We start from the raw sequence: 25,529 nt of genomic DNA on the forward strand, positions 1-25,529 counted from the left end.
AAAAGATAAAACAGAAAATAAGTATTTTGATAAATTACTCTTCATATTGAACGTCAGGTGATAATACCTCGACTTCCTCCAATATGGCATCCAATTCCACTTTGAATGTGGATGTATTTTCTCCCGGTTTCCCTGAATCGGCGGACGCTACCGTCCAGCGGAATTCACCTTCGTCTAACAGGTCTAATTTTTTAAAATCAACCTGAGCGTTTTTGGAAACGACCGAATAAATTTCCTTTTTACCGTTGAACAATCTGAATCTATATTCTTTGATTCCGGGAACAGGACTCCAACGAAATCGAATTGAATTTGACTTCGTCATATTCAATGTCTGACCTTCCGAAGGAAAAATCAATTTCAAGTCGGGGATTTCCTCTTCGGAACCGGGTTCGCCAGTCTCAAAATTTTTAGAACTTATCAGTGGAGAAGTTACAGTTAGTTTTTGTGAACTACTGGAGATAAGAACCGAGCCATCGGAATTTAATAAAACCACTCTCCATACATATTCTCCCTCGTCCAAATCCTTTATGGTAAGTTTATTCTGAGCGGAGGAATACGATTTTACGATTTTGGAAAAACTGCTGTCTGTAGAAATCTGCAATTGATAGTTTCCGGTATAAGAGAGTTTTTCCCAAGAGAATGGAATTCCGGAAAAGTATACATCCTTCGATGAAAAGGAAACATCTTCCTTGGGAGAATGAAGTTTGATCGTTCCTAAGGTTTTGATTTCAAAAGAACGAACGGCGGAAGATTCTCCGATAGATCCGTCCTTGTTTTTTAAAGATACCTTCCAATGATAAATTCCCGCCGGCAACTTTTCTTTTATGTCTAAAAAATTTCCATCAACGGTCTTTTGTAAAATTACGGATTCAAATTTAGGAGATTGGGAGAGAAAAAATTCGGAAGAAGAGGAAGTGGAAGACCAATTGAATCTGATTCCCGTTTTCTCGGCTAACACCAAATCTATGTTTGATCCTGGTTGAGGATTGAACAAGGTAGGAGGTTTGGGTTTGTCAGCTTCCGAAATATTAAAAGAAAATACGGAAGAGGTAAGTATCGTTCCCGAAGGGTCCGTCGATACCACTCTCCAAAAGTATTTGCCTTTTCCCAAAGGAAGGGAGATGGAATTTACCATCGTGGTAGTGGATTGGATTAATTTTCCGAAATCCTTTGTATCCGAAATTTCCAATTTGTAATTGGAGGACAATTCGCTTTTAGACCATAATAGATTGAGATAAACGGTTTCTTCGGCGGCGCCTATTTTTTGTCCGTTGGATGGAGATACCAAATCGACCGATTTTGTTTTGTAGATTGTGAATTTACGAACGGAACTTATCTCTTCTTCGGATTTCAATCTCCAGTAATAAACTCCTTCTTTTAAGGATTTTTTAAAATTGGAACCTGTTATTTTTTCAGAGACGATATTCCCCGTAAAACCACTGTTTTGTGAAATTTCCAGTTTCGAGTTTTTGTAAGTAGGATTCGATTGAAATTCGAAATTTACGGTTTGTAAATTTTCCTGAGTATAAAAGCGGGCTAAATCATTAGGCGCAATCTGTTTTAACTCCTGCTTTTTGATTTCCAGTTTTCCATCGCTACCTTGGAGGGTTGCTTTTTCATCCGAACCGATTTTTTGAGATTCCTTGCCGAGGGAGACGATTTCCGCTTCTCCTTTTTCCACGGCAACGGATAGGTTTTTGCCTTCTTCTTTGGAAAGTTTCACGTCTCCGTTTCCAACGGAAACGGAAGTTTCTCCCGTTTTGATTTGTATCTTGGAATCTCCGCTCCCCGCATTTTGTGCGGAAAGAGACCCGTAGGCAAAGTCAATATTGGTTTTGTCCTCATCCAGGTTGAGAAGGATCATACTGTTTTCATTCAATTGAATTTTGGTACCGTCGTTCAAAGTGATTTCCGCATCGGCAGCAGTGGCCGTTCTGATGGAGTCTTTGTTCCGCAATGGAAAGTGCTGTTCCATATCCTCCCATACGACTCTACTTGCATATTTTCTTTGAACGGTCCTTTGTTTGAAAGTAATAGTTCCTATGATTTTCGCATTGCCTGCATCCAATCGTTTGGTCATTTCATAATATAATAATCCCGATAATAGGAATAAAATTCCTATTTGCAAGATGATCATCCATTTTTCAAAACGAGAATAATTCATTGTATTATTTATGAGTTCTTGTAAAAACCCCATCCCAACCTTTTTCGGGAGGATTTGCCATATACTCTTCGCATCTTTCGATCAGCATGAGCGCGGCTTTGTCTTTTTTTCCTTTGGCTTTGATCGCTTTATTCAGTTTGGTGATTGCTTTGGCAAAATCCTTTTTGAGATAGAGTTTGAATCCCGCTTCGTATTCTTTCGCACTTTCCGCAATGGAATCTTTGACGTCATTTTGGAAGGCGATCAATTCGTATAGTTTTACAGGTTCGTTTTTTCCTTTCACACGAACGAGATCCAATTCTCTCGTGAAAAATTCGTCCTGGATATGGGTCTTTGTCGTTTCACTGATAAGTATATTGACGCCATAATCTTTTCCCGCAGCTTCCAATCTGGCTGCCAGGTTGACCGTATCACCCATCATGGTATAAGAGGCGAGTGCATCCGTTCCCATAAAACCGACCTTAGCCGGTCCTGTATTGAGTCCTATCCTCGCATCCATTTCGCGGGCTTCTGAAGTGTATAAATTGTTTTTGGTCCAATATTCCCTGAGATCGGCAAGTTTACGAACCATTTCAATGGAAGCTTTCGCCGCCTTACTAGGATGATTCGATACATCCACTGGAGCATTCCAGATTCCTACGATTGCATCCCCGATGTATTTGTCCAAAACCCCGTCATTTTCCTTGAGGATGATGGTCATTGCGGAAAGATATTCATTGAGCAGTGCCGCCAGATCTTCGGATTTTAATTGTTCGCTGATCGTGGAAAATCCGGCCACATCGGAAAAGAATGCGGTTATGTTTTTTTCACTTCCCCGTTTCAAAGCGGCCATATCAATCATCGCTTCCTGAACAACCGTCGGATCAATCATTGATCCTAAAATCGATTTCACTTTTTCCCTTTCTTCCAATCCGTGCGCCATTCCTGTGAATGAGCTGGTAAGAATTCCCACTTCATCCCTTGTCGCCGGTTTGATCTCCACATGGAAATTTCCGCTTTCGATTTGTTTTGTGGCACTCACCAAGCGTATGATAGGTGAGCTGATTGTTTTGGAAAAAAAGAATACTATTATGACGGAAAGATTGAGAATGATAAGCAGTATGTAAATATTTCTTCTTTGGATGATGTAAACTTGTTCGAATGCGTCGCTTTCCTTTGCAGTGGATATGATCCCGAGTCCGGCAAGTCCCATCTTTTTAAAAGAACCCAGATAGGAGATATTATCTTTGTCCGTGTATTTGTTCTGTCCGTTGTCCAGTTTGCTTTCCATCAGGCTTTTTACGATCGGAGAATCGATCAGGTTTTTGGAAGCGAGCACCATTTCCCGATCGGGGTGAGCTAAGAGGTCTCCTTTTTCGTTGATTAGGAATGTAGTAGTAATACCTGCCGTTTGAAATGCTTTCATAAATTCGATCGCATCCACATAAACAAGCACAAGTGAATTTCCCTTATTCGTTTGGAAAGGAATGCTGATGCCCAGGATGGGACTTAAAAAACCGGAGCTTACATTTTGTACGACTGTGGCACCCGATCCCGCCCGTATAAATTCTTTAGCAAAGGAGGAATTGACAATTTCGATGGTTTCCAGAGTGATATTGTTTTCGTTCAGGTATTTTTCATTATAGATTTTATTTTTGATCTTAATGTTTTCGCCTTCTATATCCGCAATCGCCATATAGATAAAATCCTGATTGTTTTTAAAAAACAAATCCACAAATACTCCCGTTTGCGGTCTGCTTAAGGACTGTTCCAGGATCGTAGCCATATTGTGGATTTTATAAGCAATAGAATAAAATTCATTCTCCACTTTCTGTCCTATAATGCTTGCTAGCTGAAGGTTGTTTTCCTGGATTCTTCTTTCCGAATCGTCTTTGAAAAACCCTGAAGCCAGAAAAATCATGGAAGAGAGTCCGAATATGATAATGATGGAAATCATTGAAATCAATTTTAATCGAATGGTCCAAGCGGAGGGTTTGAATTGATTTTCTGACATGGGATAATATTTCCTTTAATCGCAATTGATCGAAGCTGATAACGGTATTTTATATTTTGTAGATAAATAACAACGGACTTTATTTCGGTCCGCAAGACTAAGAGATACATTGAAGTAGAGGATCTCGGCGATCTGCCCGTTATTAAAGTATGCAGGGGAACCGCCATTTTGATTGTACCCAATCGTATAATACTGAGGTACGGTAAAAGCGCCTATAGCAGTAAGCCCTGTAGTAAAAAATCCCGTTTGGGCGTAAAAGCTGGAGACGGAAGAATTCGAAATCACATAAGCCTCACCGATATAATTCGTGCTAGTGGAAAATCCGGAACTCAAGATGGAAACTATTCCGCAGCTTGCAAAAAAGAACTGATTGGAAGTATCGTAAAAGAGTTCCTGACCCCCAGTGCAAGTTCCCGCACTAGGATGAAAGTTGGCAATTTCACTTGTGGCGTTTGTGTTTGCCGTTTGGAATATATAATAGATACTTGCGTCCGTTCCGGCTGTCAGATTGTTTCCATTGCTAGTGAAATAAGAGCCGGTTGCAAATTGTACGGAAGGTTGTCCTCCGATTCCGGATAACAAATAATTCAATGTTCCCACAGAAGCGGATGTATTGGCACTTCTCGGGCCTGAATCGTTCCAGATCGTACTATTGAAAGATCCTCCGGGGAGGCCTGAGTCTCCTCCCAGTGTGCCAGCTTGCAGGTGTAAGGAAAGCCTGTGGTTTGTGTTAGTCGCAAGATCCAGAGCTCCCGAAGTTTGGAAAGGGTGGAATCCCGAGAGATGTTGGATTTGTGCATCGGAGAGAGCTACTTCATAAATACGGGCATCATCTATCTCTCCTGTGAAAGGTCCTGAACCGATCGGATTCGGATGGTTCCCGATGGAAATATAACTGTTGGCTGTCGTCGGAGCATTCGGAGTCACGGAAGGAGTAGGTGAGTCAATGTCTTTGACTTTGATACCATTCCAGAAAATATCCCAATCTCCGTTGTTTCCTCTTAAAGCAACGTGAGTCCATACGTTTTTCGAAACTTTTTGAGTACTGCAGGCCAATTGGACTCCACCTAAGATTCCGCAGACTTCCCCCGAAGATCCTAAATAGATAGTATACCCTGTTATACTGGAATTTCCGTTGTTTAATATCACATTCTCTGCGTTAATCGTAGTCGGTTTGATCCATGCGGAGAGCGTCACCGTAGATGTCTGAGTTGTCGGTAAAGTCGTACTGGTCTGGTTATAATAATGTCCTCCGCTAGTAAACCGGTCGGCGCTGTTAGCGTTTCCGAAACGATCCGAAGCGGCAACAGTAGTCCCGAATCCTTGGACATCGAAATCAAATCCGCTTGTGTCCGTGCCGGATGCGTTCAGATTGTACCTTGCACGAAGCCCCGTTGGAATTTGTATGGAAAGATATCCGATTTGAATATTGCCGAGAGAGGCGTTGTAGATTCTCACTCCGTCGATTTTTCCGGGGAAATAATCGTTTGTTCCTATCCTTCTGCCGATTCTTAATTCACCGCCTAATGTCGTATTTGCGATTGCGATAGTTCCTGATGAGACGGAACTTCCGTTTACGAAAATTTCCCCTGTTGTTCCTGAAAAACGGGAACAAAGATGAATCCAGGTATTGAGAGGTAGTGCAATGGATTGACTGAGGGCAGGCGTACCGAATGTTGTTAAGGAAAGTATCGTATTGCTTCCGTTATGTGTATAAACAAGTTCCGTGCCTTGTCCGTTACTTTGTGTTCCGTAACTGATGATCGGGTAAATGTCGGTAACGGAGGTGGGTTGTTTGTTTAAACTGATCCAGGAACATAACGTTCTTGCCGTTGCACCCGCAGGAAGCCCCGTATCTGCCCCCGTCAGATATTGGCCCGTTCCATCGAGTCTGGGGGCCCCGCTTGCATCCGCATCCGAACCGGTTACGAAACTCGCTCCTCCCGAATTGGTCAGGTTAGTTGCCTGGCTGCCGGAATCGCTTAAGGAACCGGATGCAAAATCATATCTGCGAAGAAGGCCACCCGTATTGAAACCTGCGGAAGAAAGATAACTTGACGTGGAGTATGACATGGATTGTCCGCTAGTGTCGGTTACTGCGTTCAATACTTTGATTTTATAAGCTGTTCCATACCATAAGGTCGTGCCGGATACATCCAGATCCACTCTTGTCGCCAAAACACTGTTTGTTGCCGTGGTTATGGGGACACAACTTACAAAATCATTCATGGACACTTGAAAATTTCCCTGACAGATCTTGGTTCCTCCGTTGAAGGTGAGTCCGCTTGCAATATTTTTGTTGAAATTTATGCTGATTGTTGTCGGTGATCCCGTGTTCGTTGCCGATTCGCCGGGACTTGTAAAGGAAACAACCGGAGTACAGGAAAGAGTTGCCGCCACTTCGATATTTGCGATCGATGCGGAGGCGGAACCGGAAGTATAAACGCAAGCTTGGTTTGTAGGAAGAGTAGGAATGGTTAAATTGTAATTCCCACCTGCAGGAACCGGAAAAGAATAAGTTCCGTTTCCTGCAATCGTTCGGGAATTGTTTTGGACTGTTTCCGTAATCGTAAAACCGGATGCATATCCTTGGACCGTTACAATTACACTAGGTGAATTGATGCAATTGATTGTGACGGTGACGGATCCGTTGGTAATCGTTCCCGAACCTGCAACCGCCGTACAATACTTTGATGGACCGGTAGGAGGTGCAGTCACGCTTGGATTACTGATTACATAGATATTGTAATTGCTACCGCTTGCAACAGTGCCAACCGATTGAACTAACCCTGAATTGGCTGGAGGGATTGTGAGAGCAGGGGTGGCCGAATTCAATCCTAAAACCAAGTTGCCTGAATCCGTCGGATCATAACCGGATATTTGTACATTTACATTATAAGTATTTGCCGTACAGGTAATATTCACTCCGCTTACATTGGCCGCATTGATCGTACCTGTTGCGGAACTGATCACACATGTCTGCCAAACGCTGGGTCCTGAGGGTTGGACGGAGGGTGTCACCGTATAACTCGTTCCATGCGGCAGGCTGAACGCGTAACTGGTGCTTCCCGCAGGGATATTTTGAGTCAATCCTCCCGCAGTCAAAGTAAAACCGCTTCCCAGTAGTCCTGTGATCGTTCCGCTGAGAGTATAATTGAAAGGAGAACAATTGATTTGAACGATTACATCTCCTCCTCCTACAGTGCCTGTTCCTCCGACGGGAGTGCATGTATGAACCGTAGGGCTTGCAGAGACGGTGACAGTATATGCGGATCCGCTGGATAGAGTTGTAAGTATGGAAGCCGCACTGGCAGAAGCAGCTGCGGAAGTATTGATTGCAGTGATATCCACGATCGCATTTGCGCTTTCCCTTACATCCACAGTACCTGTGTAAGGTGTGGCAAGCCCGGTTACATAGGCTCTCACGTTATAAGTGTTAGTTGTGCATTGAAAGTTGATCGTGATTTTATTCGGAAGCGGTGGAGCTACCGTACCCGAATTTGCACCGGTTGCAACGCAAGTTTGCCAGACATTTACCGGTTGGTTTCCCACAGTCACATTATAACCCGCTCCATTAGATAGTGGTACGGAGAATGCAGCGGTTCCATTTCCGCTTACGGAAAGAGAATTGCCCCCATTATTCAAAAAACTAAGCCCTGATCCTGAAAGCCCGGTGACACTGACTTCAATGAGAGCTGCATCAGCACAAGTCACGGAAACGGTCATTGCGTCCGCAGCTCCGAATGTGCCTACGTCTCCTGCAATGATACAAGTTTGGCCGCCGTTCGAACCTACAGGATAAGAGTTCACAGTTACTTGATAACTCTCTCCTTCTTTGAACTGTTTTTTGAATTGGAAAGTACCATTTGCATCAATGGATAGAATCTCATCTGCATTTTGCAATTTCAGCCCGGTAAGATTTGTAAGCCCGGAAACATTCCCTCCGAGCGCATACGTTTTGGATTTTCCGAATCCGAAAAGGGAAACCAGAAAATCAAAATCCTTTGCTGCAGACCAGTCAAATGGGGAAGCACATCCGATTTGTGCGCAAAAAGCTAGAAAAACGAGAAGGTATGTCTTCTTCATAGCGGGCTATTTTTTAGTAAATTCCCGTAGAGGGGCTGGGGCAATCAGAAAATCTGGGGATTTCCTTGCTCTTTTTCGCTCTTCCGGGAGCTTTCCCAAAGAGCCGATGTCAAAAACCATTCTCATCATAGAAGACGAACCGGGGATTTTAGAAACCATTCGGATCGCTCTGGAGGCGGAAGGCTTTTTTTGCCTTTCTTCCATGACGGGCAGAGAAGGGATATCTCTCTTAAATCAGAACCCGGATTTGATTCTTTTGGACGTCGGTCTGCCGGATCAAACAGGATTTGAGGTTTTGAAGGAGATTCGGAACCGTTTGGATCTGGAAATTCCCGTGATTCTACTCACCGCAAGAAATGCCGAGATAGACAAGGTCGTAGGTCTTGAGTTAGGTGCTGATGATTATGTTGTGAAACCTTTTAGCCCTAGAGAATTGACATCCAGGATTCGAGCGGTTTTAAGAAGATCCCTTCCGAAAGATAAAAAATCCGAAGATTCTTTGTTTCGGTCGGATGAGAAAAAAAAGATCATCTATTATTCGGATAAATCCCTTCCTCTTTCTCCCTATGAATACAAAACCTTGGTTTTGTTTTTGAATCATCCGGGTAGGATATTTACCAGAGAAGAAATCATGGACATGGTTTGGACGGAGCCGGAAGATAGTTTCGACCGGGCAGTAGATACAGTGATCAAAAACATCCGTTCCCGCTTGAAAGAAATTCGATCCGACCTGGATCCGATTGAAACCAGAAGGGGACAGGGTTACGGCTTAAAGGAAAATCTATGAATCTCTGGATTCGAATTGTAATCGCTTTTTTTTTATCCTGGGACTTGGGTTTTATTATTTAATCAATAAAACCGAAGAGTCGATTCGTCCGCGTTATATGGAAACCGTGGAAGAGTCGTTAAACGATACGGCACATCTCTTTTCCGCAGCATTGGAAGAAGATTATAAATCCCTTCTGATACATTCCCCAAAAGCAAAAATCTCAGATTCTGCGAACAGAATCCTTTCTCCTCTTTTTTTAAATGCCAAAGGACGTAAGTTCACCGCAAAGATTTACAGCCTTACCAAAACAAATGTGGATTTGCAAATCTATGTTACAGATGAAAAAGGAATCGTTGTATTCGATTCGGAAGGGTATAGAAAAGGATTGGATTATTCCAAATACAACGATGTATTTCTCACCTTACAGAATAAATACGGAGTTAGATCGAGCAAATTACTGGATCCGAACGGAGAAGGAGCTCTTTTCGTCGCCGCACCTATTCAAATGGAAAAGGAAATTTTGGGAGTGATCACGATCGTAAAACCCAAAAGCAGCGTGGTTCCTTTCATTGAAACCGCTCGTAAGAAATTCTGGCAGATCAGTTTGGTTGTAGCGGTTTTGATCGCTGTATTATTCGTAATTCTCGCTTATTTGCTTTTTTCTCCCATCCGTAAACTATCCGGCTACGTAAGTGCACTTCGTTCGGGAAAAAAAGTGAATTTTCCGAAGATCAATCTGAAAGAGATCCGCGAACTGGGAATAGAAATGGATGAATTGGTTCGTTCCCTGGAAGGGAAGGAATATATCGAAAATTACGTGCAAACTCTTACCCACGAAATAAAAAGCCCCCTTTCTTCCATTCTCGCCTCAGCGGAGTTACTTGAAACAAATAAGGAAAAAAGGGAAAGTCTGATTTTGAATATCCATTCGGAAGGAAAAAGGATTCAAAATCTGATCGAGAGACTTTTGGATCTATCTTCTTTGGAAGCAAACAAAGAAATCAATACCGATGAAAATATCAACTTGTATCAGTTAGTTGAAGAGTTGATTCCGAGTTTTTTACCTGAGGCGGAAAGAAAATCCGTTTCGATTCGAACTCATTTTGAAACTGAAACTATTACGATCCGGGGAAATCGTTTCCTTTTATCTCTATCCGTTCAAAACCTAATCCAGAATGCTTTGGATTTTTCCCCTCCGGGATCTCAGATTCAAATCCGTTTGAAAAAGGAAAAAGAAGGGGATTTTACTTTGGAAGTGTTGGATGAAGGAATGGGAATTCCCGATTACGCTCTTTCCAAAATCTACGACAGATTTTATTCCCTTCCGAGGCCAGACTCAGGGAAAAAAAGTTCGGGTCTCGGACTTGCTTTTGTCAAGCAGGTGGCATTACTTCATAACTCAAAACTTTCGATCGGAAATAGAGAAGGAAAGGGGGTTTCCGCCTCGATCCGGTTTTCATAAAAAAATCTATAAAAATTCCATCCTCACACAATCCTCACATTTCCCCCATAAGTAACCCATCATCATCTCCTATCCTGGTTCTATCAGGAGAAAGATTATGATTAAGATACAAAATTCGGTGAACTTACGTTTGGTGATACTTGGGCTCATGGCAATAGGTTTTTTGATTCCTCTCGGACTTGTGGGGAGTTTGATCGAAGACAGGCACAGATCTTCCGAAGAAGCCGTCACGGAGATCAGTTCCAAATGGGGAGGAAATCAGGTGATTGCGGGTCCATTCCTTGTGATTCCTTATAATGTTAGAATTCCCAAATCTTCGAGTGATGGTTCGAAAAAGACGGAGTGGGATTATGAAACCCATTACACATATTTTTTGCCCGAAGAAATTCGTATCACGGGGGACTTAAAGTCCGAGATTCGAAAAAGAAGTATTTACCAAGCCGTTCTGTACAACGGAGAAATTCAAGTGGAGGGAAAATTCAAACTCCCAGTAGAAACCGATTTCCCTTCGGAAACAAGTTATATCTATTGGAGTGATGTTAGGCTTGTCACATCCGTAACGGATGGAAAGGGTTTGGGAAAAGAAATCAGATTCGTTTGGTCGGGCAAAGAAAAAAATCTGCAACCGGGGACGGAAAGCCCTTATTTTCCAAGCGGTTTTCATACCGATTTGAATCTGACGGAAAGAGAAGGTAGTGCCAAATTTCAAATGCATATTTCCTTAAAGGGTTCCGAATCTTTTTCCATTGCTCCCATAGGAAAGGAAAATACAGTACAAATTTCTTCCGATTGGAACGATCCTTCTTTCGAAGGAAACCTTCTTCCCAAAGACAGAACCATCACCGAATCCGGGTTTAATGCTGTTTGGGAATCTTCCTACTTCGGAAGGAACTATCCGCAAATCATCCGTTCAATGGATGTAAATACGGCCGAATTGATCCTTGCCTCGGCGAATGGAGTGAAACTCATCATCCCTGCGGATCATTACCAGAAAATGGAAAGATCTGTAAAATACGCACTCCTCATACTTGTAACCAGTTTTACCTTGTTCTTTTTACTGGAAGTTTTCGGGGGGATCATTCTTCATCCCATCCAATATCTGCTGATCGGTTCCTGTATGGTGGTGTTTTATATTTTGAATCTTTCTCTTTCGGAACATTTGGGATTTGCCTTATCCTATTCCTTGGCATCTCTTGCCGTATCATCGCTGATCGGGTATTATGCGGCGTCCGTATTGAAAAATAAAAAGAAAGGAATTCTGTCCGGCTTTTTCTATCTATGCCTTTATTCTTTTCTTTATATCGTATTGTCTTCGGAAGATCAGGCGCTTCTTTTGGGTTCGATTGCGGTATTCGTTCTGTTAGCGATCGTAATGCACTTTACAAGAAAGGTGGATTGGTATTCGTTCGGAAAGGAGAGATTGACCTAATCGTTTTTCTTTTCCACAAAGCCCATTGTAATCTTCGGGACCGAGGTGTCGGCTCCCGAAGATTTTTCCGTTAAAACCTGTTTCTATTTCACACCTACATAGATATCAAACTGTGCCGATTCCGGATTCGCGGAGCGCTCATCATACACTTCAAAATCAGCCTTGTAATTTCTTTGTTTTTTCAGTTCCCCATCCGCCCAAATTTTTTGCCAAGCGTTAATTCCTATCGTGGCAAACGATCCCGTTTCCGTAGTATGTTTCGTATAACTTCCGCTAGGGATCATTGTCTTCGTCATACCGGAAGGTATTTCATTTGTTTTTTCCGTTTCCGCTCCGATTAGAATTCTATAATTTCCGGTTTCATCGGATTCGAAGTCGGTGTAGACTACGATGATATGATGGGGATCTTTTTTAGAAGGTATTTTTTCCAAAATCCCTTCTGTGAAAAATCTCTGCCAGAGTTCAGGAATTTTGCCTTTTCCGTTCATTTCGTCCGCGTTTTTAGTAATCGCTGAGATTCCTGTGATTTGTTTTTCGCCGATATTTTCTTTTGGGTGATTTGACATTTAGTTTTCCTTAGTTCTTTCGGAAAAGCATACCAGACTGCCGGACAGGATTCTTGACCTTTTGTGCTTTTTTAGCGGACAGAGATATAAATATCGGAGACTGGATTTTTCGGATCTTGAAATCTTTCATCGAATACGTCGAAATCATCACAAAACCCACGTTCGTATTTACTATTTGGCATCCAAGTCCCGTATATGTATTTCCAGCCGTGAATGAGTTTTTCAGAAGTATTTCCGGGTATGGTAAAAACCATATACTTTGCTGCGGGAGTGATATGGCGGACGTATCCTTCGGGAAGAGGGGAATCTTCCTTTACTTCACAGCCGACTAAAAAATCGAAATTTTCGTCGATGTCCCAATTGCTGTAAACTCCCTGTACTGTATTTTGTGTTAGTTTGTTCGGGATCTTTTCAAAGATATTTTCGGCGAAGGAAGAAGCCCAGATTTTCGGAATATCAATCGTGCTTTTGTTTCTTTGCATGGTTGTTTTGAATTTTTTACCTATAAATACGATTTGATTTCTAATCATAGGTTTGTGCTCTATTCCCGTTCCGTCGAAAACATTTTTATACTCATCCTGATGAATATCTATTCTTTCGAATATACGATGTTCTCTGGATTTTCTGTATTGGGAAGGAGTGATTCCGTAATTTTTTTTAAATTCCCGTAGGAAAGTTTCGGGAGACTCGTATTGGTATTTTAAGGCGATATCTATGATTTTATCTTTGGAGAGAAGAAGTTCGTTCCCCGCTTCGGAAAGGCGTCGCATTCTAGTATAAGAATGTACTGAGTACCCTGTCATATACCGGAAAATCCTTTGGAAATGCCAAAGGGAACTGAAAGCATGGTCCGATACATCCTGGACGGAGATCTTATTTGTTAAATTCCTTTCGATGAATTCGATTGCAGACTGGATCTTATCGTAGTATTGCACCAGACAAGTTTCATAAAACCGGTCTATCTCATCTAGCAAGAATCGACCGGCTGAAACATCGGTGATTCATTTTGTATCATCACAGAGTTTTTATTTTTCTAAAAAAATTTCTCTTTCTTTTTTATCGAAATGTTCGATCGAATAACGAAGCATAGTTCTTGGCATGATTTTTGAATGCCGGTTCAAAAAACGAACAAGTCTTTTTTTATCTTTTTTGCCTGCTTCGCGTAACCAGCCTCCTGTGGCCTTATGGATTAAGTCCTGTTTGTCTCCCAGTAACATTTCCGCGATTTTAAAGGTATCTTCCAGATCACCTTGTCTTATAAAATAACTGGTGCTAACAATGGAAGTCCTCCGTTCCCAGATGTTTTTGGAACGAGCCAATTTGTATAAAATAGCCCTTGATTTATCGAATAAGTATCCACCGACAACATATGGTGCGGAAACATCAACCAAATCCCAGTTATTGATTCTGTCCGTTCTTCTTATATAAAGTTCGAATAGTTCTTTTCTTCGGCTTTCCTCCGTTTTTTTGGAACGAGCCTGTTTGTCCATAATGCTCAATGCTCCGGCTCTTACTTCATGAAACTCGTTTTCCAAAAGTTTCTCTATCTCATTCGGGAGCATTTCTATCGACTCTTTGGCAAGTGCGAAAACTTGCCCCATGCGCACTCCTAAAAACACATCTCCCTCTCCATAGTCGCCTTCCCCCGATTTGAAATAACGAAGGATTTTTTCCAGTTCTTTCTGCGATTTGTGGTTTTTCAGATTTTTAACAAACTGTTCTGCAGTAATCGCTTTTATAGAGGTGGAGGTTTTCATCGCAAATCCTTTGTTTTGTTAGTTTTGTTCTGAAGCTGCTTTGAGGGCTTTGATATCTATCTTGTCCATTTGGAGCATAGCTTGCAAAACTCTTTGCGATTTTGCAGGGTCTTTGTCTTGCAACAATTCTCCTAAAATCGGAGGAATGATCTGCCAGGATAAACCGAATCGGTCTTTCAACCAACCGCATCTTTGTTTGGATCCGCCTTCCGATAACTTTTCCCAGAATTCGTCTATTTCTTCCTGGTCTTCGCAGTTTACGAAAAATGAAACTGCTTCCGTAAATTTGAACTGAGGACCTCCGTTCAATGCGAGGAACTTTTGTCCTTCCAGTTCGAATGTAGCAGACATAACGGATGCTCCGTGGCGAGAAACATTTGTTATCCTAGAATTTTTAAAAACGGAAGTGTAAAAATTGATAGCTTCCTCAACTTTACCGTCAAACCATAAAAATGGTGTAATCTTTTGCATATTCTTATCCTTGAATTTATTCTTTGTTAATTTAGTTTTTTTCGAGGTTTTCCAGCAGGATTTCCAATTTGTCAAAACTTGCGTTCATACCTTGTTCCATATTGGTTCCGAGTGCTCCGTCTCTGGCTTCTTTGGAAGAGTAGATGGTCGTGCTTTTCAAAAACGTTTTTCCCGATTGTTCTGTGAGTATCAAAGTGGTTAGAGTTTCTCCTCCCGTCCAGTCTTCGTCGAATAACTCCGTATTGACGAGCCGTTCCGGAACGGCGATCTCTCTATAAACTCCTCCCATTCCCATATCGGTTCCCCTGACATTTCGCCATACGAAACGGAACTTTCCTCCCACCTTCAGGTCCACCTCGCAAACCACGAAGCTCCAGCCCTCAGGCCCTGTCATCCAGCGCTTCAATAATTCCGGTTTCGTATAACATTCGAATACGAGCGTTCTCGGTGCGTTAAAAGCTCTGGTCATCACCATCTCCCTGTCTGACGGTGTTGTAATTTCCAACTTTCCCGAATTCATCATTTTGTTTCTCCTAGCGGTCTTTTTATCATCTTAAGTCTTTAAATTTCTTTGCCCGGACTTTTGGATTTCAGCTCTTCCAGAAGCAGATCCAGTTGCTGGAAGTTATCTTCCCAGATTTTGCGATAGTTTTCCAGCCAGTCGCTTGCTTCCGCCAAAGGTTTGGCTACGATGTGACGGGGTCTTCTTTGAGCGCTTCGTCCTCGGGATACTAAACCGGCTTTCTCTAGAACTCTCAGATGTTTGGAAATCGCGGGCTGGCTCATGGAAAAAGGTTTGGCCAAATCCATTACGGATGCCTCTCCCTTTGCCAAACGAACTAGAATCGCTCGTCTGGTAGGGTCGGAAAGTGCCGCAAATGTCGCATCCAAGCGATCAGAAGGTGTAATTGTATGATTCATTAGTTATATAACCAAATGGTTATATTTTGGTTTTAGTCCAGCACTTTTTTGATTCGAGCATTGTTGAGATTTGGATTTTTGTGAGCTGAGAGGACTAGTTCGATGATGAGCGTCAGTTGATCGCGGTCGTTGCGAGGAAGAGGGGTATGTACAATATATTATGCATTATGTTTGATAGAGTAGTTTTTACGAGGCTCAGCTGAACTTCAGTAGGTAGATCTTTAGAAAACTCACCTTTCCAAACTTTTTCAGTCCTTTTATCGGCAAAGCCTAGAATCACATATAAATGATAACGTGTTGCGATACTGTTGTCAATAGTTATTATTTGTTTTAAGTCAAATTTTTGGTGATTGCGTATAACTACGCCTTACTGCTGCTCTCCCGGATTCGCATCCTCTCACCCTTGCTTGGATTCCGATACATTTTTTCGTGTCACTGCAAGGAAAGTATGATATTTGGTTGTTCATACAAGTTCATGAATTAAAAAGAATAACGTTTATTAGTTGTTTTTATTTTATTTTGCAATAAATTTCCACTTGACCGACTTTTTCTTCGGAAGATATTGAATCCGGTCGGATCTCTCAGGAGGTGAAATTATGTTTAAAAGCGTCAAATTTACAAAGGGTTGTCTTTTTCTTGTTTTTTTTCTTTCCTGCAACCAGCTAACAAATCAACTGAGTGACCTGAAGGGAACATCTAACGGTTTGTTGACGAATCTTATGATGATGGGCTCCAGCGGGTTGGGCGGGGAAATCATCGTTAAGGATGCCACTACGACTTATTTGAAAGGAGCGTTGCTTAACTTCCCGATAGTTCGGACTACGGAGACATCTGCTACTGCTACATTTTCCCTAAAGAACATAGGAACTGGTGATTTAACTCTAACTTCTACTCCTAACCTTGTTTTGAGTGGGATCAATTCAAATGAATTTTCCATTGCACAACCGGCTTTGAGTGTAATTACTCCCGATAGTTTTGAAACATTTACGATTACTTTTACTCCTACTAGCTTCGGATACAAAGAAGTCGAAATCAGAATTCCGAATGATTCCAATACTTCGGATTTCGCCGTATATATCAGGGCCCACCATTCGGCTCCGGGAGTTCCTACTCTCACTTTAAAAGAAGGCGGGAACCAATTTTCAATTCAGAATCTTTATAACAATTACACCTTTGCACAAACCAATTTAAATACAACGAAAACGACAACGTTTACGATTTCCAATACGGGAGCTTCCGATTCGGTATTAAGTATCTCCTCGCTTACGTTAACTGGTGCGGATCAATCCGAATTCAGTATGACTCTTCCTTCCCGACTGACATTAAATTCGGGAGAAAGCACCACATTCACCGCCACATTCCGACCAACTCTTTCTCCCGGTAGTTCTAAGCATGCGGAACTCACTATTTCTTCCAATGATAGCTATTTACCCGATTTAATTTTAAAACTACATGGGTTTTGCCCCATAGGATCTTTCCATGTTACAGGAAGTATGAACGTACCTAGAGATATTCATACTGCAACTTTACTGAACAATGGAAAGGTTTTGATTGCAGGAGGTTATAGCAGCAACGTTGGCTATCTGTCCAGTGCGGAATTATATGATCCGAATACAGGCACATTTTCAACTACGGGCAGTTTGACCGAAGTGAGAACATATCACACTGCCACATTACTCGGGAATGGAAAAGTTCTCATTGTCGGTGGTAACCAGCATAGCGGTACTTATGTAGCTGCGGAATTATATGATCCGAATACGGAAACATTTACTACTACCGGCAGCTTAAATGTAGGAAGAAGATTCGGCCATACCGCTACCTTACTGAATGATGGAAAGGTTTTGGTCGCCGGTGGAATCAGTAACCCTGGAGGTGCCACTGTTGTCACCAGCGCTGAGTTGTACGATCCAAATACGGGAGTGTTCACGTTGACTGGCAATATGATTTCCAGGAAACACGACCATACTGCTACGTTACTCAATAACGGAAAGGTTTTGATCGCTGTAGGCAGTGGTGGTCCTGGAAGTAATTCCTGGGCGAAGGATACTGAGCTATATGATCCCGTTACGGGAACATTCGCTTCTTCCGGAAGAAGTATTTATGCTTCAGGAAGTGATTATAGCGCATTATTATTGAATGATGGAAAAGTGTTGATCGGTGGAACAATTAGTCCCTTTGATAACAATCCATTGTCTAAAGTCGAATTGTATGATCCCAATTCGGAAACCTTTTCCCTCTCAGGCAGTATTAATCGGCCGACTGTTCAAAGATACAAAATGGTTCTTTTGAATAATGGAAAGGTTTTTGTTGCGGGAGGTAATAGTTCCGATATTTTCCTATCTAACGCAGAATTGTATGATCCGAATACGGGACTTTTTACCTTTGCAGGGAAACTGAGCTCCGGGAGAGATTATCATACAATGACTCGATTGGGTGACGGAAGAGTTCTGATCGTTGGCGGAAGAAAAGATAATATTACTTTATCCAGCGCGGAGATTTATTCTCCTTAAATCTTTATTTTTCTAATGTTTTTTCCATTTTGATATAGTTCCAATATCTGAGTATGTCTTTCTTTCTTGACATTTTCAAAAAATGTGAGTCTAATTAATTAAGATGTTCCTCTCGTGGAAAAAGGCTACAGTCGTAACGACAACACTTGGATTCCTAGTGTTGGTAACCTGTGCCTCTTTTTCCAATGTTACAGGGATCTGTCCGATGGGGATGGCTTCCGTGGAAAAGCAGACGATAGACTCGGATCTTTCTCCCTGCCACCCATCTTCCGAAAATGACAAAAATCAAGCCGGTTCCGAAAACAATTGCTGTGAGGAAAATGATGTCTCCGTTGTATCGGTTGATACTTTTTTCAAAGACAGTGTAGTCGTCAAACCTCAGTTAGAGCCGATCCCTTTATTCTCATTCGATTTTCATTCTAATGATTTTTTGGTTTTTTCCCGGCTTTCCATTGCCGATTTAAAAGCGAAACCGCCTTTTTTCCATTCTCACCACCTCAGTATACTCCAAGTTTTCCTGATTTAAAAAACGACTCGTTCTTTCCCTATTTTTAAGGAGAATTTTATGAGACGTTTACACGCATTTTATACTTTTATATGTATATCCATATCCTTACCTTTGTTTGGTGAGAGTAGTGGATTGAGTGAAATTCTGGAGATACTGGCAAAGGATCATCCGGAATCCAAATCGCTGGCCGGGCTTACACATGCACATAAATCGCATTCCGAAGCATCAGGCATTCTTCCCGATCCGAAAATCGGTTTCGCTTATCGTAACTATCCGACTCGGAACGGATATTCATTGAATGATAGATCCTTGGATACTCCCACTATGACGGGAGTCGAACTTTCCGTATCACAGGAATTTCCGTATCCGGGAAAGTTGGGAACGGAAAAACAGATTTCTAAAATCATGGAAGGGGAAGCGGGGTTATCCTATCAGGCAGGCGTAAATCGGATGTTAGGAGATCTTTTGATCAAACTGAACCGATTCAAACGTTTGGAACGGAAAAAACAATTCAATGCGGAAGTCGTTAAACTGCTGAATGCACAAGGAGCGGTTGCCGAAGGATATTATTCGTCCGGTAACATTCCTTTGACGGGAGTCATCAAGGTATCGATTTCCAAAACAGAAGCATTGGAAAGGGAAACCGAATATTCCACTGCTGATAAGGATTTGATCGCTCAATTGGAATACTTTCAAATACCCGATAAAGTCTCCGTAGCGGATCTTAACGGGATTGATTTGGATTCGTTTTTAGAGAAAAGCCAAAAGAAAATCGAAGGATTGGTTTCGATTCGCAATTCGTCCGTTGAAAATGCACCGGAATACCGAATCGCAGTCGCCGAAGAAAAAAGACTGAACGAACAGTCGAAGCTAACCAAATACACGATAGCTCCTCAAACGGAAGTTTTCTTTTCCTATATGAAACGACGGTCCCAAACCTTCGCATTGGATAAAGGACCTTTGGATTTTGCCCCAATGGATGTAACCGAATATAGAGGAGATCTATTCAGTTTCGGGTTGAATATGAGGGTTCCCGTTTGGTCCGCGTTAAAGTGGGATTCTATTACGGGAGAAACGGAACATCTGGCAGTAGCCGGCAGAAACTCAGTAGATAAGATTCGTGCCGAAATCACTTCCGAATTGAATCGAAGCATTGAGTCCTTACAAGGGTTATCCGGTCAAATCCAGATTATAGAGAAAAAATTACTGCCCGAAATGGAAAAAGCAGTTCGTGCCAGTTCGACTTTATATGCACCCGGAAAAACAAACTATCAGGATACACTGATCGCACAAACGGAAGTTTTGAATACAAAGATCCGTTTGGAAGAGATCAAAGAAAAAAAAGGAGAGATGATTTTGAACACTCTCAAGCTCTTAAGCCTGATCTATGAAGAGCCATCTTTACCAGTTCACACAAAACATTAACAGATATATAGGAGATCATTATGAAAGTTTTAATAACAGGTTTATTTCTATCGATTGCAGTGTCCGGTTCTTTGTTCGCTCATGCGGGAAAGGAAACTTTTGTTCTAGAAGAAGTCGCAAGGATTCATACGGAATTGTTCGAAGGAAAGACCGGAACAATAGATACTAAGAAATTAGTGGGGCTATTAAAAGAGGAAGCAGACCGGAAAAAAGATACATCCGCTTTCAAACAGGCACTTCCTTTTGCGGAAAAACTGGGTAAGGTGACGGATGAAGAACAAAAAAGGGAATTATTTTACCGTCTTTCTTCCGAACTCGAACCGATCGTAGGACATCACGATCAGTCGGGAGTTTCCATTTTTTACTGTCCAATGGTTAAAAAGAAATGGATTGCCAAAGGAAAGGAAATTCACAATCCCTATCTCTCCAACATGAAGAACTGCGGGCAAATCCTCCATGATTGAACATATGTTTAACGGTGTAATCGGCATTTGGCAAAGAATTACAAGTCAAAGAAAAGGAAAAACCCTTTTTCTTATGATGACTGCTTTCTTAGTTCTATTCACTTTTTCCTGCGCGAAGAAAAAGGAAATCTACTATTGTCCGATGCATACTTTCTATACATCAGATCGTCCGGGAACTTGTCCTATTTGCAATATGGATCTTGTAAAAAAAGAGGATCATTCCGAACATTCCGATCATTCTCCGGAAATAACAATGAAGGAAGATGATCATGAGATGGATACCGGTAAGATCGGAAAATCTAATGCCGACGATTCGTCCGAAATTTATCTTTCTTCGGAAAAACAACAATCCATCGGTATTCGAACTGAACTTGTTAGTCGAAGAAATCTTATCAAAAAGATCAGCTTGTATTCGAGTGTTGCCTATGATCCCGAGCTTTATAATGCTCTATTGGAATACAAACAAGCGGTTCAGTCTTCCGGACTTCTTCCCGAATCGAGTTCTTCTCTTGGAATTGCGAACCTTCAATTGCGGCTGAAACAATTGGGATTGTCAACCGGGCAGATCCAAGTTTGGACTTCCGGTAGGAGAGATCCCTCCGAACTAATCATAGGCGGTAAATCCGGTCGGGCACATATCTATTCTCAAGTATATGAGACCGAGCTTTCAATGGCAAAGCCGGGACTCAATATCCGCTTCAAAACCGATGTTTTTCCCGATAAGGAATTTCAAGGAAAAATAAAAAGTATCGATAACATCGTGGATAAGAATAGCAGAACTTTGAGATTGCGAAGCGAGGTGATCGATCCGGGGCACATCTTGAAACCTCAAATGTTCGGAGAGGCGATGATCGAGATTTCTTTTCCGAAGTTATTGACCATTCCTACTTCCGCCGTTCTGGATACTGGCGTCCGCAAAATTGTTTATGTCCAGACAAATGCGAATTCGTTTCGAGCTGTTACCGTAAAAATAGGCAGGAATGTGGATACTTGGAGTGAGGTCCTTTCCGGATTGGAAGAAGGGCAACAGGTCGTGTCCGAATCTACATTCCTGATCGATTCGGAAGCAAAAATCCGTTTCGGAAGCAATTCTCACAATCATTGAAAGGTGAAATAAAGATGATACGTTCTATTATAAAATTTTCCGCATATAATAAATATTTAATACTTCTTCTAACTCTGGTGATGCTGATAGCTTCCTACGTTGCGATGAAGACAATTTCATTGGATGCGATACCCGATCTTTCCGACACACAAGTGATCATATATTCCCGTTGGGATCGAAGCCCGGATATCATCGAAGATCAGGTTACTTATCCGATCGTAACATCATTATTAGGTGCACCTAAAATCAAAGTGGTAAGGGGATTTTCCGATTTCGGATTTTCTTATGTGTATGTAATCTTCCAGGATGGAACGGATATCTATTGGGCAAGATCCAGAGTGATCGAGTATTTATCCAGAATTCAGCCGCTTTTGCCTGCCGGTGTCAAAACCGAGTTAGGACCGGATGCAAGTGCGGTAGGTTGGGTCTTCCAGTATGCGTTAGTTGATAAAACGGGGAATAACTCTCTTGCGGATTTAAGAACCTATCAGGACTTTCATTTGAGATATCTTCTTAATTCGGTTCCCGGAGTTTCCGAAGTTGCAGGAATCGGCGGTTTTAAAAAGCAATATCAGATTACAGTGAATCCAAGTGCATTACGTTCTTATAATATAGGATTTGAAACGATTGTTCAGAAAATCAGAGAAAGCAATCAAGAGACGGGAGGACGATTGGTAGAACTCTCGGGAGCCGAGTATATGGTTCGGGGGAGAGGCTATTTAACTTCTCTTTCGGATATTGAAAATATTCCTCTCGCAACGGATATGAACGGAATTCCCGTTTTGTTAAGGAACGTCGCTTCCGTTGGTTTCGGTCCTGATATCAGAAGAGGAGTCGCGGATCTGGACGGAGAAGGGGATGTCGTTGGTGGAACTATTGTCATGCGGCATGGAGAAAACGCACTGACCGTAATTGACAGAGTCAAAAACAAACTTGAAGAAATCAAAAATAGCCTTCCGAAAGGAGCCGAATTGATTACCACTTATGACAGATCGGAACTCATAGATCATGCCATATCGAATTTACAGTTCAAACTCATGGAAGAAATGTTGATTGTTTCGTTTGTAATTCTGATTTTCCTTTGGCATTTCCCATCGGCAATCATACCGATTTTAACGATTCCCATTTCAGTCATCATTTCATTTATTCCCATGAATCTTTTGGACATTAATGCAAACATAATGTCTTTATCCGGAATGGCGATATCCATCGGAGTTTTGGTGGATGGTGCCATCGTAGAGGTGGAGAATGCCTATAAAAAATTAGAGGAGTGGGAATCGGGTGGCCGGGTAGGTGACTATCATACGGTTCGTTTGGAGGCGTTACTGGAAGTAGGTCCTTCGGTATTTTTCTCACTGCTTGTCATTGCAGTCGCATTCCTTCCTATCTTTACACTTGTCGATCAGGAAGGACGATTGTTTCGACCATTAGCATATTCTAAAAATATTGCAATGGCGGTCGCTGCAGTTCTTGCTATAACTCTTGATCCGGCTTTTCGAATGCTTTTTACAAGAATGGAGCCTTTCCGATTTAAGAGCGCTCTCCTTTCCAAAGTAGCCACAACTCTTTTAGTGGGAAAATATTATCCGGAGAAAAAACATCCGGTCAGCAAAGTCCTTTTCAAATATTATGAGCCTGTATGCCGGCTGGTTTTGCATAAGCCGAAGACGATCATTGTTTCTTCATTTGCACTGGTGATTTTGACTATACCGGTTTATTTTCATCTTGGATCGGAGTTTATGCCCGAGCTTTACGAAGAATCTTTTCTTTATATGCCTACGACATTGCCTGGGATTTCCGTTTCCGAGGCGGAGAAATTGATGACCGCAATGGATAAGAGACTGAAATCTTTTCCCGAAGTGAAGAGGGTGTTTGGAAAAGCGGGGCGTTCCGATACCGCAACCGATTCCGCACCTTTCTCAATGATGGAGACTGTGATTCTTTTGAAACCCAAGGAGGAGTGGAGCAAGGCGGAAAGATTTTATTCGAATTGGCCTCGTGCACTGCAACTTCCTTTTTTACCTTTCGTTTCTGATCACCTAACAAAAGATGAACTAATTGCAAAGATGAATCAGTCGATGCAATTTCCCGGTGCTACCAATGCCTGGACCATGCCGATTAAAACAAGAATTGATATGTTGAGTACGGGAATGAGGACTCCCATCGGAATCAAAGTGTTAGGAACTTCTTTGGAGGAAATCGAACGCATCGGTATTGAAATCGAAACTTTATTAAAAACGGATAAAGATGTCAGAAGTATTTTTGCCGAAAGAACAGCGGGAGGATACTTTTTAGATATAGAAATGAAGCGGGAGAAGTTAGCTAGGTATAATATTTCCATCGAAGCTGCCGAGCAGATCGTAGTTGCTGCCATCGGAGGAGAACCTGTAACTCAAACATTCGAAGGAAGGGAACGTTTTTCGGTAAACATACGTTATCCGAGAGAATTGAGAGACTCAATTGAGAAAATCAGGTCCATATTGGTTCCTACAGGAGAATTCGGTCATATACCCATTTCCGAGATTGCAGAGATAAGGACAAAAACAGGCCCTTCCATGATTCGGGATGAAAGCGGATTTTTGGCGGGATATGTTTATGTTGATCCTTCCACTTCGGATATAGGGGGATTTGTCGATCGGGCAAAACAAATTGTCGCGGCGTCCATCAAATTACCGACCGGCTATTCGATCGTTTGGAGCGGACAGTACGAAAATATGCTTCGTGTCAGGGAAAGAATGAAATACATTCTACCTCTAACCGTTTTTATCATTTTTCTTCTACTTTACTTCAATACCAAATCTTATGCAAAAACTTTGATCGTTTTACTCGCTGTTCCATTTTCACTGATCGGTGCAATCGGTATGCTCTATCTATTGGATTATCAAATTTCCATTGCAGTTTGGGTCGGTATGATTGCGCTTATGGGTTTGGATGCGGAAACAGGAGTATTTATGTTACTCTATTTGGATCTTTCTTATGAAGATGCGAGAAAGAAAGGGCGACTTCGCAATCAGGAAGAGTTGATCGAAGCGATTGTTCACGGAGCAGTTCATAGAGTAAGACCTAAGATAATGACTGTTATGGCGGCAATGATGGGGCTATTGCCCATTATGTGGTCGCAAGGCACAGGAGCCGATGTAATGAAGAGAATCGCAGCTCCGATGGTTGGGGGACTTGTAACTAGTTTTATTCTGGAGCTGCTAGTCTATCCTCCCATCTATCTTCTTTGGAAAAAAACTAAAACGGATTTTATAGATTATCCTTTGGAGAAGATAACTTCGAGCGATAATTCTTAACCTTTTAGTTCAGAGCCGGATAGTGCCTGATAAAACTTTTTTCGCTCGGTTTCCGCATCATTCAGGAAATCCCGGGCGAATTTGTTTATATCATTCATGATCGTATCGTACGTTTTGTTTTCCAGATCATTTATCGTCTTCTTTTCTTCTGCGAATTTTTCTTTGATCAAAGCCTGGATTATTTTTTTATTCCAAAAATAAATCCTTTCTTGTTTTTCTTTTCCGTCGGGTTCACCGCTATAAATATAAATAAAAAGGAGCTCCTTGTTTTTGAAATAATATTCATACTCTGCCCAATAACCTTCTTCACCGCGCGAAAATTTCAGAAGTATCAGGTCATGGGAAGAGTTGAGGTATCCCGTATAATTGACATGATCCATATAGGAACCTTCGTAAGGTTTTGGCGGTTGCCAGGTAACTTTTCTTTCCCGGTATGATCCAAGTTCCGAATTTATTTTTTGATATTCTTTTCTTATATTACCAATCTGATCCTGCTTGTTCGTTTGCGCATAGAGAGAATGGCTCAAAACATAAATCGAAAATATGATTGATAAAAAGAAAGATCCGGCTACCGGTTTCAAACCAATGGTTGACTTCATAAAT

Annotated in this window: 18 protein-coding genes and 1 pseudogene; 9 read left to right on the forward strand and 10 right to left on the reverse strand. The window is 41.8% G+C overall.

Annotated elements, in window-relative coordinates; all coding sequences use genetic code 11:
- Positions 1–34 precede the first annotated feature (34 nt).
- From DI077_RS07415 to DI077_RS07425, 3 genes are read right to left on the reverse strand one after another with little or no spacing between them, the layout of a single operon-like run.
- Positions 35–2,164: a FecR family protein gene (locus tag DI077_RS07415; RefSeq protein WP_167837092.1), complete on the reverse strand. Its 2,130-nt coding sequence runs from the start codon at positions 2,162–2,164 to the stop codon at positions 35–37.
- A gap of 4 nt (positions 2,165–2,168) precedes the next feature.
- Complete coding sequence (locus tag DI077_RS07420; RefSeq protein ID WP_109018959.1) at positions 2,169–4,157, reverse strand: adenylate/guanylate cyclase domain-containing protein; 1,989 nt, start codon at positions 4,155–4,157, stop codon at positions 2,169–2,171.
- A gap of 15 nt (positions 4,158–4,172) precedes the next feature.
- Entirely contained in the window at positions 4,173–8,243 is a 4,071-nt protein-coding gene (locus DI077_RS07425) for a LamG domain-containing protein (protein ID WP_109018960.1), read from the reverse strand.
- 106 nt (positions 8,244–8,349) lie between these two features.
- On the opposite strand from DI077_RS07425, the gene DI077_RS07430 reads away from it, so the two are divergent.
- The 3 genes from DI077_RS07430 to creD all read left to right on the forward strand — a co-directional run bounded on the left by DI077_RS07430 (position 8,350) and on the right by creD (position 11,903).
- Positions 8,350–9,030: a response regulator gene (locus tag DI077_RS07430; protein ID WP_109018961.1), complete on the forward strand. Its 681-nt coding sequence runs from the start codon at positions 8,350–8,352 to the stop codon at positions 9,028–9,030.
- Between the two features lie 4 nt (positions 9,031–9,034).
- Positions 9,035–10,474, forward strand: coding sequence for a two-component system sensor histidine kinase CreC (creC, locus tag DI077_RS07435; protein ID WP_109018962.1), 1,440 nt, complete (start codon positions 9,035–9,037; stop codon positions 10,472–10,474).
- Between the two features lie 97 nt (positions 10,475–10,571).
- On the forward strand, positions 10,572–11,903 hold the full coding sequence (gene creD / locus DI077_RS07440; protein WP_109018963.1) for a cell envelope integrity protein CreD: 1,332 nt from the start codon (positions 10,572–10,574) through the stop codon (positions 11,901–11,903).
- An 83-nt stretch (positions 11,904–11,986) separates the two neighbouring features.
- On the opposite strand, the gene DI077_RS07445 is transcribed toward creD, so the two are convergent.
- The 6 genes and pseudogenes from DI077_RS07445 to DI077_RS07470 form a co-directional block, all read right to left on the reverse strand.
- Positions 11,987–12,469, reverse strand: coding sequence for a GyrI-like domain-containing protein (locus DI077_RS07445; protein ID WP_109018964.1), 483 nt, complete (start codon positions 12,467–12,469; stop codon positions 11,987–11,989).
- A gap of 71 nt (positions 12,470–12,540) precedes the next feature.
- Positions 12,541–13,443 carry an AraC family transcriptional regulator gene (locus DI077_RS07450; RefSeq protein ID WP_242935400.1) on the reverse strand — a complete coding sequence of 301 codons (903 nt, stop codon included), beginning with the start codon at positions 13,441–13,443 and terminating at the stop codon, positions 12,541–12,543.
- A gap of 51 nt (positions 13,444–13,494) precedes the next feature.
- Entirely contained in the window at positions 13,495–14,226 is a 732-nt protein-coding gene (locus tag DI077_RS07455) for a DNA alkylation repair protein (protein WP_217351549.1), read from the reverse strand.
- Between the two features lie 18 nt (positions 14,227–14,244).
- Positions 14,245–14,703: pseudogene (locus DI077_RS07460) on the reverse strand (VOC family protein); the annotation flags it as partial.
- A 25-nt stretch (positions 14,704–14,728) separates the two neighbouring features.
- On the reverse strand, positions 14,729–15,220 hold the full coding sequence (locus DI077_RS07465; RefSeq protein WP_109018966.1) for an SRPBCC family protein: 492 nt from the start codon (positions 15,218–15,220) through the stop codon (positions 14,729–14,731).
- Positions 15,221–15,258: 38 nt separating this feature from the next.
- Positions 15,259–15,618 (reverse strand): ArsR/SmtB family transcription factor, encoded by a 360-nt coding sequence (locus DI077_RS07470; protein ID WP_109018967.1) that lies wholly within the window; start codon positions 15,616–15,618, stop codon positions 15,259–15,261.
- A gap of 596 nt (positions 15,619–16,214) precedes the next feature.
- Between DI077_RS07470 and DI077_RS07475 the strand changes: the two genes are divergently transcribed.
- From DI077_RS07475 to DI077_RS07500, 6 genes are all read left to right on the forward strand, one after another.
- The gene (locus tag DI077_RS07475; RefSeq protein ID WP_109018968.1) at positions 16,215–18,128 is read left to right on the forward strand and encodes a choice-of-anchor D domain-containing protein; all 1,914 of its coding nucleotides are present in this window, start codon (positions 16,215–16,217) and stop codon (positions 18,126–18,128) included.
- Positions 18,129–18,231: 103 nt separating this feature from the next.
- The gene (locus tag DI077_RS07480) at positions 18,232–18,654 is read left to right on the forward strand and encodes a hypothetical protein (protein ID WP_135354834.1); all 423 of its coding nucleotides are present in this window, start codon (positions 18,232–18,234) and stop codon (positions 18,652–18,654) included.
- Between the two features lie 39 nt (positions 18,655–18,693).
- Positions 18,694–20,061, forward strand: coding sequence for a TolC family protein (locus DI077_RS07485; protein ID WP_109018970.1), 1,368 nt, complete (start codon positions 18,694–18,696; stop codon positions 20,059–20,061).
- Between the two features lie 20 nt (positions 20,062–20,081).
- Positions 20,082–20,525 (forward strand): LIC13259/LIC11441 family protein, encoded by a 444-nt coding sequence (locus tag DI077_RS07490; RefSeq protein ID WP_109018971.1) that lies wholly within the window; start codon positions 20,082–20,084, stop codon positions 20,523–20,525.
- A gap of 4 nt (positions 20,526–20,529) precedes the next feature.
- Complete coding sequence (locus tag DI077_RS07495) at positions 20,530–21,630, forward strand: heavy metal-binding domain-containing protein (protein ID WP_109019005.1); 1,101 nt, start codon at positions 20,530–20,532, stop codon at positions 21,628–21,630.
- Between the two features lie 14 nt (positions 21,631–21,644).
- Positions 21,645–24,926: an efflux RND transporter permease subunit gene (locus tag DI077_RS07500; RefSeq protein WP_109019006.1), complete on the forward strand. Its 3,282-nt coding sequence runs from the start codon at positions 21,645–21,647 to the stop codon at positions 24,924–24,926.
- Here DI077_RS07500 and DI077_RS07505 read toward each other — a convergent pair.
- Positions 24,923–25,525, reverse strand: a complete 603-nt coding sequence (locus DI077_RS07505) for a hypothetical protein (protein WP_109018972.1) — start codon at positions 25,523–25,525, stop codon at positions 24,923–24,925. The genes DI077_RS07500 and DI077_RS07505 overlap by 4 nt on opposite strands.
- Positions 25,526–25,529 lie beyond the last annotated feature (4 nt).

This window comes from Leptospira kobayashii (assembly GCF_003114835.2).
GTDB classification, from domain to species: domain Bacteria; phylum Spirochaetota; class Leptospiria; order Leptospirales; family Leptospiraceae; genus Leptospira_A; species Leptospira_A kobayashii.

Excerpts from the sequence above, each read along its gene's own strand:
- DI077_RS07505 (WP_109018972.1), bottom strand. The coding sequence starts at position 25,525 with ATGAAGTCAACCATTGGTTTGAAACCGGTAGCCGGATCTTTCTTTTTA.
- DI077_RS07425 (WP_109018960.1), bottom strand. The coding sequence starts at position 8,243 with ATGAAGAAGACATACCTTCTCGTTTTTCTAGCTTTTTGCGCACAAATC.
- DI077_RS07455 (WP_217351549.1), bottom strand. The coding sequence starts at position 14,226 with ATGAAAACCTCCACCTCTATAAAAGCGATTACTGCAGAACAGTTTGTT.
- DI077_RS07490 (WP_109018971.1), top strand. The coding sequence starts at position 20,082 with ATGAAAGTTTTAATAACAGGTTTATTTCTATCGATTGCAGTGTCCGGT.
- DI077_RS07420 (WP_109018959.1), bottom strand. The coding sequence starts at position 4,157 with ATGTCAGAAAATCAATTCAAACCCTCCGCTTGGACCATTCGATTAAAA.
- DI077_RS07485 (WP_109018970.1), top strand. The coding sequence starts at position 18,694 with ATGAGACGTTTACACGCATTTTATACTTTTATATGTATATCCATATCC.
- DI077_RS07495 (WP_109019005.1), top strand. The coding sequence starts at position 20,530 with ATGTTTAACGGTGTAATCGGCATTTGGCAAAGAATTACAAGTCAAAGA.
- DI077_RS07475 (WP_109018968.1), top strand. The coding sequence starts at position 16,215 with ATGTTTAAAAGCGTCAAATTTACAAAGGGTTGTCTTTTTCTTGTTTTT.
- DI077_RS07470 (WP_109018967.1), bottom strand. The coding sequence starts at position 15,618 with ATGAATCATACAATTACACCTTCTGATCGCTTGGATGCGACATTTGCG.
- DI077_RS07430 (WP_109018961.1), top strand. The coding sequence starts at position 8,350 with ATGTCAAAAACCATTCTCATCATAGAAGACGAACCGGGGATTTTAGAA.
- DI077_RS07465 (WP_109018966.1), bottom strand. The coding sequence starts at position 15,220 with ATGATGAATTCGGGAAAGTTGGAAATTACAACACCGTCAGACAGGGAG.
- DI077_RS07445 (WP_109018964.1), bottom strand. The coding sequence starts at position 12,469 with ATGTCAAATCACCCAAAAGAAAATATCGGCGAAAAACAAATCACAGGA.
- DI077_RS07415 (WP_167837092.1), bottom strand. The coding sequence starts at position 2,164 with ATGAATTATTCTCGTTTTGAAAAATGGATGATCATCTTGCAAATAGGA.
- DI077_RS07480 (WP_135354834.1), top strand. The coding sequence starts at position 18,232 with ATGTTCCTCTCGTGGAAAAAGGCTACAGTCGTAACGACAACACTTGGA.
- creD (WP_109018963.1), top strand. The coding sequence starts at position 10,572 with ATGATTAAGATACAAAATTCGGTGAACTTACGTTTGGTGATACTTGGG.
- DI077_RS07500 (WP_109019006.1), top strand. The coding sequence starts at position 21,645 with ATGATACGTTCTATTATAAAATTTTCCGCATATAATAAATATTTAATA.